The organism is Fibrobacter sp. UBA4297 (genome assembly GCF_002394865.1).
GTDB lineage: Bacteria > Fibrobacterota > Fibrobacteria > Fibrobacterales > Fibrobacteraceae > Fibrobacter.
This window is the reverse complement of record NZ_DGUZ01000001.1, coordinates 25,717-43,260: the sequence shown is the minus strand read 5'-3', so window position 1 is coordinate 43,260 and position 17,544 is coordinate 25,717. Positions and strand designations below refer to the sequence as shown.

The following is a 17,544-nucleotide window of genomic DNA, read 5'->3' as shown; positions in this document are numbered from 1 at the left end:
ATGCAGGGGAACATAAAGAAAACTACGGACAAAGGTAACAAATGTGCCAATTGTCACGCAACATTGCCCCAAAACGCATTGTATTGCGATGCGTGCGGTACAAAGAAGGGTGAAGGCAAATTTAAGCCTCAAAGAAATAAACCTTGTATCATTTATGGGCCACCCATAAGGATTACTCACCACTGTTCTTCGTGTGGTTATATATGGCAAAAATTCGGCATGAAAATAAAGAATTCATCTAGTTGCCCTAAATGTGGCGCTTCGTTTGTAGATTATTTGACTGATAGGCCTAAACCTAAAGGCAAAGTTGTTGGCTGTTATTTTGAAAAGAATGAACCTGTTCAAAAAATTTCTGAAGCAGAAGTCGAAAAGCTCCTAGATTTGCGTGAAAAATATAAGGAGGATAAACAGCATGTTCTTGAAAGCCATGAGGCAGATAATTTATCCAAATTTATGATACAAAATGGTTTTTGCGAGTTTAAAAAACATGAAGAAGGTAAGAAACTTTCTAATTACGAGGCAGAAAGAATAAATCTGGCTAAAAAGATAATGAATTCCTTTGGATATAAAAATGCGATGCCCTCAAAGCTAACATGTCCAAAATGCAAAGGTTTTTTCGCATGTCAAATCAAAAAACTGGAAAAGAAAGAAGGAACAAACAAAGAAATTATTCCGCGAATTAAAAAAATTTTGACCATATTAAACAGCCGTATTCGAGCATCGAAAGACATATCGCTAATGTGCTTACAATGCGGTCTTGTATTCAAAAATCCTAAAAAGGAAAAATAAATAAGAAGGCAATAGGTGAATTTACAGCGGCCTGATTTATTAACCCCTCGATTTAGAAATTTCTAAAAATCCGCAATATCTTGCAGATTTTCATTGACAAATCAGGCCAGATTATATATTTTAACACAAAAAACGCAATATATTGCCGATTCAGCGCATTTCAGATGGAATAAATTACTGTTATTGGAGCCAAAGTTATGGAAAATCTCGGAAAGCAGATCACAGAACGGCGAAAGAAACTGGGCCTGTCTCAAGAGGATCTGGCCGAGATTTCCGGCGTTTCCCCCAGAACCATCAACTCCGTCGAACTCGGGAAAGCGAACCCCTCCATCAATGTGTTAAACAAGATGGTAAAGCCACTCGGTTTCGTGGTCACCTTAAGCGAGAGAGTGACCCATGAATAACTACAAAATCCGCAGCGCATGCGTGTTCTACAACAACATCCTTGCCGGCTACCTGTTGCAAAACAGCAGAGGCTACACTTTTTTATACGACTCCAATTATGCGGAGTCCCGAAATCCGTCCATAGCATTGGACATGCCGAAAAAGAAACGCCTGTTTAGATCGTCTTACCTTTTCCCATATTTTCAGGGTTTGTTACCGGAAGGAGCGAACAAAGCCTTTTATTGCGAGCGCCTCGGCATTAAGCGCACAGACAAATTCGCAATGCTCACGAACCTCGCCAATCACGAAACAATCGGCGCCGTCACCGTACGAGAAAGGAACCACTAATGGGCATCTGCCACTGTTGCCTAAAAGAAACGGAACAAGATTTTTGCCGCGCCTGTTCAAAGGCGCTATTTGGCGTTTCTAGGTTTAGCGCAACCTTGGATTTTGACATTCCACAGTTCGCATTCGCAAAGGATGGGGCCGTCAAGAAAATTTCCATTTCTGGTGCTCAGACAAAGTTTTCCGTGAAAATAGAAAACAAAAAACTAGTCAACACAGATCGCGGTGGTACACACATTCTCAAGCCAACATTGTTGCCGTACTACGAAAACTATCAAGACGCTCCTGCCAACGAACACGTAACAATGCTGATGGCACGTGTCCTTTTCAAAATTCCGACTGCATTATCCGCTCTACTATACTTCAAAAATGGCGACCCCGTCTACATTACCAAGCGTTTCGACGTCATCGAAGCTGGCGAACATGCCGGTGAACGCTTGAGCCAAAGCGACTTTGCACAAATTGCGGGTCTTGTCCCCGAAATAAACGGCAGCGACTACAAATACAAAGGAATTTCATACGAAGGAATCGCCTCACTGATTCGCGAAAACGTAAGTGCCGCCGATGTTGCCGTTGAAGTATTTTTCAGGACAGTCTTGTTCAACTATCTTGTATGTAACGGCGATGCACACGCAAAGAATTTTTCGCTCCGCAATTCCGTCGAAAATCCCGATGTCTACGATTTGACACCCGCATACGACTTGTTGAACACATCGCTCCACATTCCCTATGAACAATCGCGCACAGCGCTCGACTTATTCAAGGACGAAGACGATTTCAAGACTCCTTTTTACGAGGCAAACGGTTTTTACGGTTCTCCAGATTTCATGGAATTCGCCAAGAGAATCGGAGTCGTCGAAAAAAGAGCCGCACGTTTTATAAAGCAAGCCATCGATGCCGTGCCCGCAATGGAAGAAATGCTGGACAATTCATTCTTGAGCGAACAAGGCAAAGCGAAATACAAAGAATCTATCAGGGATAGAGCGAAAGCGCTAGGGCTGTAGAAGATTTTTTCTTTTTTGAAATTTTATGACAGTTATATGATGTATATTTGGGAAAAATGACCTACACCAAGTTTTATAGCACAGCATATCAATTTTTGCTAGCCCATTTGCCCACAAGCATTACAGAAGCTTCATTGCAAAGATATTTCATCCCAGAACGCAATGGATTTTCTTCAATTGCGGATGTTTTCGAAGGCTTTATAGAATCGGCGCAGACACAGCAAATGTTGCCCAACGTTATAAAGTTTAGGGAACGGCGCAAGCAAATCAAAAAAATTCTTTGCAACTTCAATGTTGCTCGTGTCATCAAGACTTGGGACGCAAATACACTCTATAAAGAATTCCGTAGGCAATTCAACGTAACCTCGACAGATTCACCTAAAAATTGCTGGTTCAGGTGGAGTGAAGCCGTTATAAGCATTGCCAAATTCTTATCAAGCTTCAAAGATGCAAACGATTTCAGAGGATTCATTGCAAGTTTCGGATACAACGCCAAAACCAAGATGGCTTTGCCGCTTCTTATTTCAACAAGAATCAAGGGGATGGGATTTTCACTCGTCTGCAACGCTCTCAAAGAGCTAGGTTACTCCGAATATCCTAAGCCAGATGTACACCTTAAAGACATTATAAGTGTAGCGGGATTTTGCGAACACGACGACTACGCTGTCTTTGAAGCAATCGTGGACATTTCAAACGAAATGCAAAAAAATGGCGACACAACCGCCACCCCATACAAGATTGACAAAATCATTTGGCTCATCTGCTCTGGAAATTTTTACCTAGACAATGTTAATGGAAAATCATGGAAGCGAGAGTTTGTAGACGAAGTGAAGAACGAACAGCCAGAATACATTTAGACTGTTTTAGGAAATTTCGCGCTCATTCTGAGCAACAAAATGTATAATTAGACAAAAGAGGCTTATATGGACGAGAAACTTGAAAAATTGATAAGAAATAAAATTGCAACAGATAAAAAGCTCGCTGCTAAAATAGCGTGTGAAGACTTTTGGCTTGCCAAAGGGCAAGAAGCTCTCAGAAAATATCAAGCATACTCTATAAGTCCAAAACTTCTAGACAACCTCATTGAAAAATCTTCTTCCAGTGAAGGATTCCAAGAAATCAAGAACTCTCAAGACCCCACGATTATTGAAATCAGAGAATTGATTTTCACCATCGTTGCATATTGTGACACAAACGCCTGCGATAAAAAGAAATACAATAAATACGAAGATTACCGTGTCATTGCTAAAGCAGGCATTCGCCAAAACGACTGGTTACATCACTTTCTTACATATAAGAAAACAAGCAATGCTCCAGATTCTGTAATGAACGCCATTGAATATTTGGATCAACCTGCAACACATTTTGGAAATGTAAGTGAAAAGCATCGTAAACTGATTGCAGAAAAAATTTTCATGGTTCCTTACGAAAGAAACTCTTTTTTTGATTCCGCAAAAAAATTCTTTGAACCATTTGATATTAAATGCAATAACTCAGGCAACCTCGGTACAGTTTTTGGACATATTTTATACGATGGAGAAATATCAAAATATTGGAAAGAAAGTGATCTTTCTCTAGACGATTCTGATACCGTTCGCTACTGGGTTTACTCTCCTGGTGCAAAAGCAACCAACTGGAATAACGACAAAAAGAATGAAGTTATGTCCATCGGCTACGATAACATTGTTGACTGGAGTACTTTAAAAAACTAAAGAAGAATATCGAACAGCCTTGCAGAATTTCAACCACGACACATCATCTCATAAAAACGATGTTCTCGGTTTTTGGCAATTCGTAAACGAAATGAAAATTGGCGATGTTGTTTATGCAAAAGATGGAATGTCAAAAGTTATTGGGCGCGGCATAGTCCAAGGCGATTACACCTATGACGCCAACAAAAGTTCTTTTTATTGCAGTCGAAAAGTGCAATGGACACATACCGATTGCAATTACGAATTGAAAGACGAGGGTGCATTTTCCATGAAGATGCTCACCGACATCACAAAATATTCCGGAATAATAAAAGAACTGGAAGCATTCTTTGATCCGGATGGTTCCAGGCTCCCTATCGAACCGCCAATACTGCCGCCCTCTAACTATTCCAAAGAAGATTTCTTGGAAGAAGTCTTTATGGATGAATCCAGCTATGATTCACTTGCAGGTTTGCTTAAGAGAAAAAAGAATATCATTCTACAAGGCGCTCCTGGTGTGGGGAAAACATTCATGGCAAAGCGTCTTGCTTATTCGATGATTGGTGAAAAAGATCCATCTCGAGTAAAAATGATTCAATTCCACCAAAGTTACAGTTATGAAGATTTCATAATGGGCTACCGTCCTGATGGAAATGGATTCAAGCTAAAACGTGGTCCGTTCTATGAATTTTGTAATACAGCGGCAGAGGATTCAGAAAACAACTATTTCTTTATCATCGACGAAATAAATCGTGGAAACATCAGCAAGATTTTCGGCGAACTATTCATGCTTATCGAAAACGATAAACGCGGCCAGCAAATTCGTTTGCTATACGAAGATGAATTATTCTCCGTACCTTCCAATTTATACATCATTGGCCTCATGAATACTGCAGACCGCAGCATTGCAATGATTGACTACGCTTTACGCCGTCGCTTCTCGTTTTTTGATGTTAAGCCTGCATTTGATTCAGAGCAATTTGAAAGCAGGCGTGAAAGTGCAGAAAACGAGAAGTACGACTGTCTTATTGAATGTGTAAAAAATCTCAATAAGGAAATCGCCGCCGATGATTCTCTTGGTGAAGGATTTTGCATAGGTCATAGTTATTTCTGTTTTGGTGAAAATGAAACCATCGATAATGAATGGCTCAAATCAGTTGTTGAATATGATGTCATACCTCTCTTGAAAGAATATTGGTTCGATGAACCTGAAAAGGTGAAGAACTGGAGCGATAAACTTAGAGCATCGATTCAATGATTCTCGTAAAGAACATATATCACATGCTTTCGTACGCCTTTCGCTGTTTGAAGGAAGGCGCATTTAAAGCGTTATCCGATGAAACGGAATCTTTCGACAATATAGATAACCTATATGCAGAGATTCTAATTCTCGGAGTGACGGTTCAAATAAAGCGAGGATTGCTGAGGGATTATATTGATACAACAGAATCCCTCAAATGCCCTCATGGCAAAATAGAGCTATCGGAATCCATTAAAAACATCAGTTCTCAAAAAAGAGAGCTTGTATGTTCTTTTCAAGAATATACCGAAAACGCGCTTTTAAATAAAATACTAAAACAAACATTCGCGTTTCTTTTAAAAAGCAAGGATGTTTCCCATGAACGCAAGAAAAAAATTCGTAAGCTAATGACCTACTTTTCTTGTGTAGAGCCGATAGATTTACGGTTTGTGGATTGGAATATCCATTTTAATCGTTGTAATGCAACATACCAAATGCTCATTTACATTTGCAATTGGATATATGATGAATGGCTCATAAATCATAGTCAAAAAAAAGGTACAAAACGTTCTTTTGAAGACGATCAAAAAATGAGCCGACTATACGAGAAATTTGTACTTGAATATTTTCGTCGTGAACATCCGGAATTGAGTGCAAATGCACCGCATTTAAATTGGCAACTGGATGACTCAATTGATAAAATGTTGCCTATTATGAAAACAGATGTGACTCTCGAAAAAGAAAACCGAATACTGATTATTGACACCAAATACTACAATAGCGTGTTGCAAAGCACCTACAATTCTAGCACCCAGCATTCACACAACATGTATCAAATCTTTACCTATGTAAAGAACTTGGCGTACGAGACACAATCGGCCAGCAAAATCGTTTCGGGAATGCTTCTTTATGCAAAAACAAACGAGGCCATTTCACCAGACCAAGACTACAAAATGAGCGGAAACAGAATCAGTGTAAAGAGTCTTGATTTGAACAAAGACTTTAATGAAATTCGCAAGCAATTAGACGCAATCGCAAAGATTGTATAGACGACCATCCATTTCATCTTAGTATATTTGCGCCGTTTTAAATAATTCACCGATATGCCCACCGCTCACGAAATATTAAAATCTGTTTTCGGCTACGATTCCTTCCGCCCCATGCAGGAAGAGATTATCAACCACGTTGTCGCACACAACGACGCGTTGGTTTTAATGCCCACTGGCGGCGGAAAGTCCATTTGCTACCAGATTCCGGCCTTGATGTTCAAGGGCATCACGGTCGTTATTTCGCCGTTAATTTCGCTAATGAAAGACCAGGTGGATGCGCTTAATGCAAACGGCATCGGGGCTGATGCGCTCAACAGCAATAACGAAGAAGGCGAAAATGCGGCCATCCGGGAGCGTTGCAAAGCAGGGCAAACCAAGATTCTCTACATTTCGCCGGAGCGTTTGCAGCGTGAAATTCCGTGGTTGCAAAATCACTTGAACGTTTCGCTGTTTGCTATTGACGAGGCTCACTGCATTTCGCAATGGGGGCACGATTTCCGTCCGGAATACACTCAGCTCGGCGGGCTGCACCAGGCGTTCCCAAGCGCAACAATCATGGCACTGACGGCAACGGCAGACAAGCTCACAAAAGAAGATATTGTCAGGCAGCTGAACTTGCGAGATTTTAGACTTTTCGTGAGTTCGTTCGACCGCCCGAACTTGAGCCTCGACGTGCGACGCGGTTATTCGGCGTCCGAAAAGCTGAAGGCGATTCTGTCTATCATTTCAAAGCACAAGCACGAATCGGGAATCATCTATTGCCTTTCGCGCAAGAATACCGAGAAGGTCGCCGCAGACCTCATCAACGCAGGCGTTTATGCAAAGGCGTATCATGCGGGGCTTACCGCCGAAGAGCGCAACAATGTGCAAGAGGATTTCATCAACGACAATATCGATGTCGTGTGTGCGACAATCGCTTTTGGCATGGGCATCGACAAGAGCAACGTCCGTTACGTTATCCATTACAATCTCCCCAAGAGCATCGAGAGTTTTTATCAAGAAATCGGGCGCGCGGGTCGCGATGGCCTCCCCTCCGAGACGGTGCTGTTCTACAATTTTCAGGACATCATCATGCTCCGCAAATTTGTAAACGACAGCGGCCAACGAGATATCAACTCCGAGAAACTCGACCGCATGCAGGAATACGCCGAATCGCAAGTTTGCCGTCGTCGCATTTTGCTCAACTACTTCGGCGAAAACAACAGCAGCAACTGCGGGAATTGCGACATTTGCAAGCACCCGCCACAGCGATTCAACGGCACAATCCTCGTGCAGAAAGCACTCTCGGCCATCAAACGCACTGGCGAGCATATCGGCTTTTCAATGACCGCCGACATCCTCAAAGGCACGCTCAGTGACGAAATTGTCCAGAAGGGTTACGACAAACTCAAGACGTTCGGCGTAGGCGCCAAGACAACGCTCAAACATTGGCACGATTACATGCTGCAGATGTTGCAACTCGGCTACATCGAAATCGCCTACAACGAAAACAACCACCTTAAAATTACCGAGAGCGGTAACGAAGTACTGTTCGGGAAGAAAACGGCAGAACTCGCTATCGCCGCAAAAATTGAAGCCAAAGAAGACACAAAACCGAGAGGTGGTCGCGCATCATTCAATCGCGCAGCATCCAACAGCAACATACACGCCACCAGCCCTCGCAGCACTTACTCGAGCATTTCAGCCGACGACGAAGACACCTCCCTTTTCGAAGCTCTGCGAAAAGTCCGCAGGCAAATCGCCAACGAAAACAACTGGCCAGCCTACGTCGTGCTTTCTGACCGCTCGCTAAAGGACCTCGCCTACAAGGCGCCAATCACCATCGACGAACTGCAAGATGTAATCGGTTTCGGTGAAATGAAAATCCAAAAATTCGGGCAACAATTCGTAGACGCTATCCGCGATTACATGAGGCAATAAAAAAATCCCGTAACACACGCCACGAGATTTTTCAAAAGGAGGTGCCCTCCCGGAACGGAGTCCGGGATGACAAGGTGGCGGGCATGACAAATTGTTATTATCTGTTATTCAGATAGTTCAGCACCTTGTTCGTAAGGTCGTTTTCCTTTTTCCAGAAGAGCACAGCGCCAGTAGCACGATCAACGACCATGTCATAGCCTTCCTGCAAAGCAATCTCGTTCACCGCCTTGCGGATAAGCTGGATAATCGGGGCGCTCACCTTTTCGTTTTCGCTGATGAGTTCGCCGTTACGGCCATAGACGCGGTCAATGAAGGACTTGAGTTCCGTATCCTTCTTGTTGTATTCGGCTTCAAGTTCGCGCTTCTTTTCGTCAGAAAGAATCAGGACCTGCTTATCGAGCCTTTCCTTGATGGCGGCAAGTTCCTTCTGCAGAAGGTTCGCCTGCTGTTCCCATTTTGCCACTTGGCGATCATACTCTTCCTGAGCCTTCCTGGTGCCCTTGAAGCCGTCAAAGATAATCTTTGAGTCCACATGGGCAATGCGAAGACCATCTTCGGCAAAGCTTGCACAGGCAAAGACTACCGAAAGCAAAACGATCAACCTGCGAATCATAGCGCACCTCCATTCCGGCTAGAATGCCTGACCAATAACAAAGTTGAATTCCATATCGCCCACGCTAGGCAGCTGCGTTCCGTCACTGTAGGATTCACCCGGATCAAGCGGCCAAGCAAAGTCGAAACCGATAATGCCAAGCATCGGCACCACTACGCGGAAGCCAAAGCCAATATCCTTCTTGAGCTTCGTCGGATCCCATTCACTGAGCGGGTTCTTACGAGGCTTGTCCACACGCTGGTTATTGTCGATACGTTCACCGAACACGTTACCGGCATCAAAGAAGAACGGCAAGAGGTAGAACGTCTGCGGCACAAGGCCAAGCTGGAGTTCAGCACCAATGTACTGGTAGCTGCGACCCAAACGGCTCTGACCGATGGAACCCGAGCTATAACCACGGAGCATACCGTCGTAGCCAAGCACGCCACCCATTTTATACAACGTACGATGTTGCAACTTGTCGCCAAAGATTACGCCGTATTCATTTGTAAGGGCAATCGTGAGACGGTCACGGAAGATCGGGAACCACCACTTGATGGAGAGGTCGGCCTTCACGAATTCAAAGTCACTGCCAAAGATCTTATCGGCCCACTGCACGTCGAGCACGTAGCGAGAACCTTCGGTCGGGAACTGCGGCAAGTTCTTGTCATCGCGCTGGATGCGGAAGTTGAATGCCGATTCGATACCCGTGTAAACCACATAGCTATTGTCAATATTCGGGCCCTGGTCGTTCATGAGCCAACCGTAACCCACTTGACCGTAGAAGTAGTCATCCGGCCACTTGAGTCGCTTACCAGCAAAGATGTTACCACCGTAGCGGGTAATGTCGTGGTCGTCATAGTCTTCCATGTTCCACCAGGAATAGCTGAGGCTTGCACCGACCGTAATCGGCTTGTCGAGGAACCACGGTTCCGTAAAGCTAATCGTTGCGCTCTTCTTGTCGGCACCGTATTCGAGGTTCAAGGCTGCCTGCTGGCCATCGCCCATACAGCAGTTCGGGATGGAGATGCTAGCCGTACCGACAAAGCCATCGCTTTCGCTATAGGACACGCCCAAGCTGAACTGACCTGTACCGGCCTGCTTTTCTTGCACGGCAAAGTCGAGGTCCACCTCCTGTTCGCCCACGACCTTGATATCGGGCACGACCATGTCGAAGTAGTTGAGCTGCATAATGTCGCGGAAGCTACGTTCCAAAGCGGACTGGCGGTACGTATCGCCCGGATACAGGCGGACTTCGCGGCGGATAACTTTTTCGTTCGTCTTGGTGTTACCACGTACATGCACCTTGTGGATCTGGGCCGGCAAGCCTTCGTTCATCTTGTATGCGAGGTTCACAATGGAATCGTTCTCGAACGTTCTCTCTTCATCGAACTGGGCAAAGAGATAGCCATCTTCGCGGTAAGAATCGAGCAAGGCCTTGCGGGAGGCTTCGTAGAGATACTGGTCAAACACGGCACCGCTATCGAGACGGAACACGTAGCCGAGCATGGCATCGCTCTGTACCTCGTTACCCGTAAAGTGGAGCCCGCCCATGTAGTAGCGGCGGCCTTCGGTCACGTCGATATGCACTATAATATCGCTAGAGGTCTTGATGTTATCGTACTTGTAAAGGGCAGGAATCATGTCCTCAATCATGTAGCGCACGAGGAGCTTGCTTTCGTAAGCGGAGCGCTTCTTGATTTTGAGGAGGGAATCAATCTTCGGGTTATTCCACTTGCGGCCAGCGACGAGCGAAAGCCATTCCTTGCGTGCACTTTCGTAGCGGATAATGTCGTTCAGGAGAGTCCAGGCGTCTTCTTCGTCCTTGACCTGCGGCTTGCGCCTTGCAACCGGATACTTGTCAGAAGCCTTGCGCATGTTCCTGTAATAATGCGTCACTTCCATGGTCGGCTTGCCTGCCATCTTGTAAAGCGGGTTCGTAGAATCAGCCATGGCCTCGTTCAACTGCGCATACAGCGGGGCAAGGCGTTCTCCAACCGGCACCATGCGTCCAAGGTAGAACAGGCAGGTAGAATCCGGGAGGTATTCGGCGTGGTAATCGTTGAGTTCCGCATCCAAGTAACCGAAATGGCGGAAGACGTTCAGCACGGTATCGCGGTCGGCTTCAAACACGTTTTCCTTGAACTCGCCACCGCCCCACCACTGGTTTTCCTTCGAGAGCATGTGGTCTGCAATTTCTTCGACAGGCACGTGGTCATTGCCCTTCACGTCCAAGCCGCGGATGCGCACCTTGTTGCCTTCGCGAATCACGAAGGTCACCTTGTTCTGGTATTCGTCCACCGGTTCTTCGCGGTAGCCCACTTCTGCAAGGAGGAACCCTTCTGAGCGGTAATGGTCGAGCATAGCCTGGCGAGTGCGTTCCAACTGCGCCTTGCTATAGACCTGGCCCGTAATCATGTGAATCTTTAGACGGAGATCGTCTTCAGAAACTTCGTCGCAGCCATCCAAAATAGCGGTATCGAGAGCAGGGAGTTCCTTGACCTTGAATATCAAGTCCACATAAGAGCCGTCATCGCCAACATAGTCCACCCAGGCAGTCACATCGTCAAACAAGCCCGAAGCATAAAGCGAACTCACAGAATTCTGGACTTTTTCAGAAAGCGAGGTCGGGGAATAGCTTTGCCCCGTACGGATGCCGATACGCCCGAGAACCGAACGTTCGTCCATGTGGTGGGTGCCTTCGACACGAATCTTGTTGATCTTATTCTCAACCATATACTTGTCGGAAATCTGCGACATGTCCAACAGCTGGGCATTCGACATACCGACCAAAGCAAGAGCAAATAAAAGCGAACGGGAACGCAGAATAGACCTACCTATAAAGCAGTTTATTTAAATTTTCTGCCCAAAAATACAAAAATTACACTCCCCCGCCCACACGACTTTTTGAAAAAAGGCCAAACGGCCGACGAATAAACGGGAATGTTGGAATAAGGGTTATAACGTCCCGATTTTTACACTTTTTGAAACTGTTACACAAACATGTCATGCCCGCCTACCTGTCCTCGCGCCTGTCCTCGCGCCTGTCCTCGCTTGACGGGGATGACGGGGATGACGGGGACGAGCGGGCACCTCCTTTTTATTATACGAGAAGGAGATTCCCGATCAAGTCGGGAATGACATCGTCATCCATATATATGGACAAAGGCTCAACTAGCATTTTCGCAAAGAAAAAGAAACGCTCCCAAATAAAACGCAATGCAAGCACATTATATATATTTAAGGCGAAAAATTTTAACCTACACCTTTATTGAAGGATATTATGCGATCTACAGCCTGGAACGACGAAGAAAACAAAATCTTGCCCGAAATGGCGCTTGATTTTATGCCCGAAGAAAAATTGCGCGAATTGCAGTTGCAGCGTTTGCGTGCAACCGTGAAGCTCGCTTACGAAAAAGTTCCGCTGTTCCACGACCGCATGGTCGAAAAGGGCGTTACGCCCGATGACATCAAGACATTGAAGGACATTGCAAAGATTCCGTTCTCCATGAAGAAGGACTTGCGCGACACCTATCCATACGGTCTCTTTGCCGTGGACATGAGCGAAGTCGTGCGTCTGCACGCAAGCTCCGGCACCACCGGTAAGCCGATCGTTGTCGGTTACACCAAGGAAGACATGGAAGTCTGGGCGCAGGTCGTGAAGCGCGGCCTTTTGGCTTGCGGTTTCCGCAGCACGGACATTGTACAGAACTTCTACGGCTACGGCCTCTTCACGGGCGGCCTTGGCATTCACGGCGGTTTCGAAGCCCTCGGCGCCACAGTTGTGCCGATTAGCGGCGGCAATACCGAACGCCAGGTGATGCTTATGAAGGACTTCGGCGTGACCGCAGTCGGTGGCACTCCAAGTTACTTCGTCCGTATCATTGACGTTGCCGAAAAGATGGGCGTTGATATTTCCAAGTTGAACGTGAAGCGCGGCATCTTCGGTGCAGAACCGTGGAGCGACGGCATGCGCGACTACATCGAAGAAAAGACGGGCATCAAGGCTTACGACATTTACGGTCTTTCTGAAATTGTCGGTCCGGGCGTGGGCTGCGAATGCGAATGCCGCGACGGCATCCACATTTTCGAAGACCACTTTTATCCTGAAATCGTGGACCCGGAAACGCTCGAACCGCTCCCGGACGGCGAGGAAGGCGAACTCGTCATCAGTACGCTCAGCAAGCGCGCTATGCCGATTCTCCGCTACCGCACCCGCGACATTACCGCAATTGAAAAGACCAAGTGCAAGTGCGGCCGTACAATCCGCCGTATCCGCCGCATTGGCCGCCGTAGCGACGACATGATTATCATGCGTGGCGTGAACGTGTTCCCGAGCCAAATCGAAACGGCTCTCCTCCGCGCCGAAAAGGCATTGCCGCATTACCAGATTGTGCTCGATACCAAGAACAACATGGACACGCTCGAAGTCAAGGTCGAAGTTTCTCGCGACATGGTGAGCGACTCCATGAGCGATATGGAACAGCTCTCCAAGAAGTTCAAGCATTCCATCGAACAGATTCTTGGCATCTCCGTGATTGTCACGCTCTGCGAACCGGATTCCCTGCCGCGTAGCGAAGGCAAGGCCAAGCGAGTTATCGACAACAGGAAGAAGATTTAGCAGGAAGTGGTTAGTGATTAGTGGTTGGTGGTTAGAATTTACAATTGCGGCAAAGCCGCCCTGTTTACTAACCACTGCATACTAACCACTATTACCTAGCAACCTTTACAAGGAGAAATTTTATGAAGATACCACAAGTTTCAGTTTTCGTGTCGAACCGACCGGGTCGTCTCCAGGCTGTTTGCCGCTCGCTCGCCGATGCAGGCATCAACCTTCTCTCGCTCACGCTCGCCGATTCCGGCGAATTCGGCCTTATCCGCCTGATTGTGAACGATTCTGAAAAGGCTGTCAATGTTCTTGCCAAGGCTGGCCTCAGCGCCACCGTCACAGACGTTGTCGCATGCCCTGTTGCAGACAAGGTTGGCGGTCTTGCAGACCTTCTCGACGTTCTCGGCGACTTGCAGATTGACTACATGTACGCTTACCCGTCCGAATGCTCGACGGCAACAAACGTCATGATTCTTCGATTCAGCGATACCGAAAAGGCGCTCAAGGTCTTGGAAGAAAAGAACTTCAAGACTCTCAGCACATCCGAGATGCTGGGATAGTTTGAGTTACTAGATGGGAATTAGGAGTTCGGAATTAATTCTTCTGAGATAAACTCCTAATTTCTACTCCTTAATTCCGAATTATCTAGTCGCTTGAGTTTCGTGATTAATTTATTTAAAAAAAGCCTGGCTGTTTCGCCAAGCTTTTTTTTTGTTTCCAGTTTAATTAATTTTTAGGCTTATATGTCATTTTTGAAAGTCCGCGACTACCTGAATACGGCAGTAACCGACGTGACTTCACCCGGATTCACCTTGCGGGTCACATCCGTAACGCCATCGCTCCAGCCCGTGAACGAGCTTCCAGAACTTGCCTGAGCCGTAAGCGTGACCGGAACCCCCGAATAGAACGAGACCTTCATCGAAGACTTGTCCAATGCGAGCCCATCCACGAGAATCGTGCCTGAGCCCTGTGCCGTTAACGTCATTTCGACCGGGGAACTCAGCGAGAAATACGTTTCCATTTGCCCTCGTAAATCAGCCTGACGTGTTTGTGCATAGCTCTTTACCGTTTCAAGGTTACTGCTCATGCTGCTTGCGTTATAGTTCCAAAACTGCTGATCGCGCGCCATTTCGGACTGCACCTGCGATTGCAATTCATCGATGCGCTTGAGAAGCCTATCTGCAGAGAAATTCATCGAAAGGAGCACGCTAAAGCGGTTGATAAACGCATTCTTGAAGCCCTCGTTACCGAGCAAGCGGATCATGAGAATCGTATGCGGAGAAATAGAGCCTCCAGCTTGCTGTTGTCCGCCCCCTACGCCCGGGAAATTGAATCCGCCCATGCCGTTGTTCGTACCATTGGCATTAGTCACATAGTTAAAAACGTTGCCGGTCTGTGTATTGTAAGACACGCCAAAGCCAAAGTCCGTATCGTACAGGAACCATTTCCACTTCGTCTTCTGACTTGCGACACGCCACTTTTTCATATTGTTGTGCGGCCAGTCGCTGTTGTTCAAGAACATTTCTGTCTGCATGTAACTGATATAGTTGTCGATATCAATCTGGTCAGCAATCTTATTGTAGTTCGCTTCCGATTTAAGCTCATTACTTTGCAACCAATCCAGCATAGCCTTGTAATCCGCAGAAGATCCGGCACTAGCCTCGTCTGTACCGCTTGCCGATGTTTCAAGCAGGTCGATATCGTTCGGGTCGTAACCGTACTTTGTTTCGTAATAATATTCGTTATTGCGTTCACGCAAGTCATGAATACCATAATACTTGCCATTGTAATACACAACAATATAACGTCCACGCTGGTAATCCACGCCGAGGCCATCCGTCATGGAGGTACCCAAACGGTCGCGCACATACTCGTCGCCACTATTGTTACCAAAATTGCGAACCGAGAACGCCTTGAACTTTTTGAGTTCCGGGTGATCTGGGAACAACGTGTACTTGAGACGTTTTTCGCCATATTCCTCGCGCATGGTCACTGCAAAGGATTTCTTTTCTTTTGCACGACTGTACTGGCCAGTAATCTTGTAATCGCCCATGATGCCAAACGCAGGCGCTTTCGGCTTTCCTGGTTCCATAAATTCTACATAGACCGGGAGTTCGCGGTTACTCCAAAAGTTTGCGCCCTTCTTTGGATCCATCATTGAGGCGCCATTGCCCTTCATGTAAAGGCCACTATCGGGACTGAACATCGAAAGCGGATCCGTCGTCACAAACAAAGCAGCAAGCGATGGAGCTTGTTCAAAAACGTAAGTACGGATAATTTCTTCGCTCGGATAGGAGCCGGTTGCATAAGTACGGCAACGTAGAACAGTCGTCGCATTAAACGTCAATGTCGTCTGCACCACCGGAGAATTTGCATTGACCTCGGCACCGCCCTGTTCGCAACGCGTGCCCGCCGGGAATGTCGCTGTCACCGCAGACGTGTAGAATCCAGAAGGCGGAATGTTGACTTCAGCCACTTGCGCCTGTTCCGCAAAGACCTCGCCCACCGTATGTCCATAAGGCGAAGGCGTTGCAAAACCCCACTTGCCAGCCCCATCACGCGACCAGGATGCAGTCGATGGCACAACACCAAATCGCACCGAATCGACAAGAGCACTTTCACGATTCACAAAGAACAACGAACCACCATCTTTACCAATTTTGAACGAAGCGTGCGGTTCATGACCGCGCTTGCGTGCAATAAAAGACATTATCTGAATCGTTGTCGTTTCACTCCCCTGAGTTTCACTGGCAAACGTCGCTGCCGTCACTTTGTTACGATTCAGGTCTTTTGCATTGTCATCCAGGCGGACGTAATAAATCGAAGAAGCATCGCCTGTACCGCGGAGATTCTTGCCGCTCCATTCGCTGAGCGCATCACCTTCCTTGAAATTCAAGCGAATCTTGTGATTTTTGGTAATGAACCCGCGCACAACAAGCTGGTCGACCTTTCCAAGATTTGCCGAATTCGGCTTGACCACAACGCGCGAATACGAGCCTCCCTGCGCCACCTTCAGCACAGAACCAATCTGTTGCACTCCGCCTTCACTAAAGCACAGCGAAGTTTTTCCTGGCAAATTTACGACATCTTGGGAATTGACCGCAGCACCCCCTGCACCGGGATTGCCAAAGTCACCACCCATGCCGCCACCCATGCCAGGGAAATTGAAGTTGCCCCCACCACCAGATGTTTCCGAACTGCAATCCGTTCCCATCAAGTCGATGGAATCCGAAGGCGCAATGTAATCGGGATAGTTCTTGCCCGAAAGGAATACGAGCATGTAGCTCTTTGCGGGGATAACCGCATCGCCAAAAGTCCAGCGGTGCAAATTAGTCAAGTCATCCGTTAACGAATACCCTTTCAAATCCACAGGCGCATCCGACGAGTTGTAAAATTCAACCCAGCCCGGATCACTTCCATCGTTGTCCTTGAAATTCGCATTCATCGGAGAAACTTCCGAGAAAAAAACAGGACTCACGCCCTCAAATTGCGGTACCACAACAGGCACAGAACTTGACGACGGGACATACAAAGTGCCAGACGACAAATTCGCATTCGAAGATGAAGACGAATTTGATAGAGAAGGTACACCACTCGATGTTCCAGCCCCGCCCGGGACGCCCGCCGAAGAAAGTCCCGGCAACAAAGCGCTAGAAAGGCCATCACCAAAGCCCGCGGCCTCAGAACTAGAACTGACTTCACTTAAGCCAGGCACCATCGGATTAACCGAACCTTCGTTCGAATCCCCGCACGCCGATAAAACCAAACCAAAACTAATCCCAAATAACGCTACACCAGAAACAATTTTTTTCATGTCTGATCCCTTAAATTGAGCGATACATTTTGAGCGTTACACCAATCCAATCCTTAGTCTAATTATACATTGAGGAAAAACACAAAACATGTTTTTTTAGCACGCGC

General features: G+C 46.7%; 14 protein-coding genes. 11 read left to right on the top strand and 3 right to left on the bottom strand.

Features of this window, described 5'->3' with window-relative positions; all coding sequences use genetic code 11:
- From B3A20_RS00190 to recQ, 9 genes are all read left to right on the top strand, one after another.
- On the top strand, positions 1 to 789 hold the full coding sequence (locus B3A20_RS00190; RefSeq protein WP_290760532.1) for a hypothetical protein: 789 nt from the start codon (positions 1 to 3) through the stop codon (positions 787 to 789).
- 197 nt (positions 790 to 986) lie between these two features.
- Entirely contained in the window at positions 987 to 1,193 is a 207-nt protein-coding gene (locus B3A20_RS00185) for a helix-turn-helix domain-containing protein (protein WP_290760529.1), read from the top strand.
- On the top strand, positions 1,186 to 1,521 hold the full coding sequence (locus B3A20_RS00180) for a HipA N-terminal domain-containing protein (protein ID WP_290760526.1): 336 nt from the start codon (positions 1,186 to 1,188) through the stop codon (positions 1,519 to 1,521). Before B3A20_RS00185 ends, B3A20_RS00180 begins: the two co-directional genes overlap by 8 nt.
- Positions 1,521 to 2,522: a HipA domain-containing protein gene (locus tag B3A20_RS00175; protein WP_290760523.1), complete on the top strand. Its 1,002-nt coding sequence runs from the start codon at positions 1,521 to 1,523 to the stop codon at positions 2,520 to 2,522. The genes B3A20_RS00180 and B3A20_RS00175 overlap by 1 nt, the downstream gene beginning before the upstream one ends.
- Before the next feature lie 134 nt (positions 2,523 to 2,656).
- Positions 2,657 to 3,379 carry a hypothetical protein gene (locus B3A20_RS00170; RefSeq protein WP_290760520.1) on the top strand — a complete coding sequence of 241 codons (723 nt, stop codon included), beginning with the start codon at positions 2,657 to 2,659 and terminating at the stop codon, positions 3,377 to 3,379.
- A gap of 66 nt (positions 3,380 to 3,445) precedes the next feature.
- Positions 3,446 to 4,234, top strand: coding sequence for a hypothetical protein (locus B3A20_RS00165; protein WP_290760517.1), 789 nt, complete (start codon positions 3,446 to 3,448; stop codon positions 4,232 to 4,234).
- Between the two features lie 91 nt (positions 4,235 to 4,325).
- Positions 4,326 to 5,471: an AAA family ATPase gene (locus B3A20_RS00160; protein WP_290760514.1), complete on the top strand. Its 1,146-nt coding sequence runs from the start codon at positions 4,326 to 4,328 to the stop codon at positions 5,469 to 5,471.
- Entirely contained in the window at positions 5,468 to 6,502 is a 1,035-nt protein-coding gene (gene mcrC, locus B3A20_RS00155) for a 5-methylcytosine-specific restriction endonuclease system specificity protein McrC (RefSeq protein WP_290760511.1), read from the top strand. The genes B3A20_RS00160 and mcrC overlap by 4 nt, the downstream gene beginning before the upstream one ends.
- 54 nt (positions 6,503 to 6,556) lie before the next feature.
- Positions 6,557 to 8,422: a DNA helicase RecQ gene (recQ, locus tag B3A20_RS00150; protein ID WP_290760508.1), complete on the top strand. Its 1,866-nt coding sequence runs from the start codon at positions 6,557 to 6,559 to the stop codon at positions 8,420 to 8,422.
- A gap of 97 nt (positions 8,423 to 8,519) precedes the next feature.
- Here recQ and B3A20_RS00145 read toward each other — a convergent pair whose 3' ends face one another.
- Both B3A20_RS00145 and B3A20_RS00140 read right to left on the bottom strand, forming a co-directional pair.
- Positions 8,520 to 9,035: an OmpH family outer membrane protein gene (locus B3A20_RS00145; RefSeq protein ID WP_290760505.1), complete on the bottom strand. Its 516-nt coding sequence runs from the start codon at positions 9,033 to 9,035 to the stop codon at positions 8,520 to 8,522.
- An 18-nt stretch (positions 9,036 to 9,053) separates the two neighbouring features.
- A complete protein-coding gene (locus B3A20_RS00140; protein WP_290760502.1) occupies positions 9,054 to 11,798 on the bottom strand; it encodes a BamA/OMP85 family outer membrane protein in 2,745 nt (914 codons plus the stop codon).
- A 499-nt stretch (positions 11,799 to 12,297) separates the two neighbouring features.
- Here B3A20_RS00140 and B3A20_RS00135 point away from each other — a divergent pair, with 499 nt between their 5' ends.
- Entirely contained in the window at positions 12,298 to 13,635 is a 1,338-nt protein-coding gene (locus B3A20_RS00135; RefSeq protein WP_290760499.1) for a phenylacetate--CoA ligase family protein, read from the top strand.
- Between the two features lie 122 nt (positions 13,636 to 13,757).
- Complete coding sequence (locus tag B3A20_RS00130; RefSeq protein ID WP_290760497.1) at positions 13,758 to 14,183, top strand: ACT domain-containing protein; 426 nt, start codon at positions 13,758 to 13,760, stop codon at positions 14,181 to 14,183.
- Between the two features lie 206 nt (positions 14,184 to 14,389).
- Here B3A20_RS00130 and B3A20_RS00125 read toward each other — a convergent pair whose 3' ends face one another.
- Positions 14,390 to 17,437: a CotH kinase family protein gene (locus B3A20_RS00125; protein ID WP_290760495.1), complete on the bottom strand. Its 3,048-nt coding sequence runs from the start codon at positions 17,435 to 17,437 to the stop codon at positions 14,390 to 14,392.
- Positions 17,438 to 17,544 lie beyond the last annotated feature (107 nt).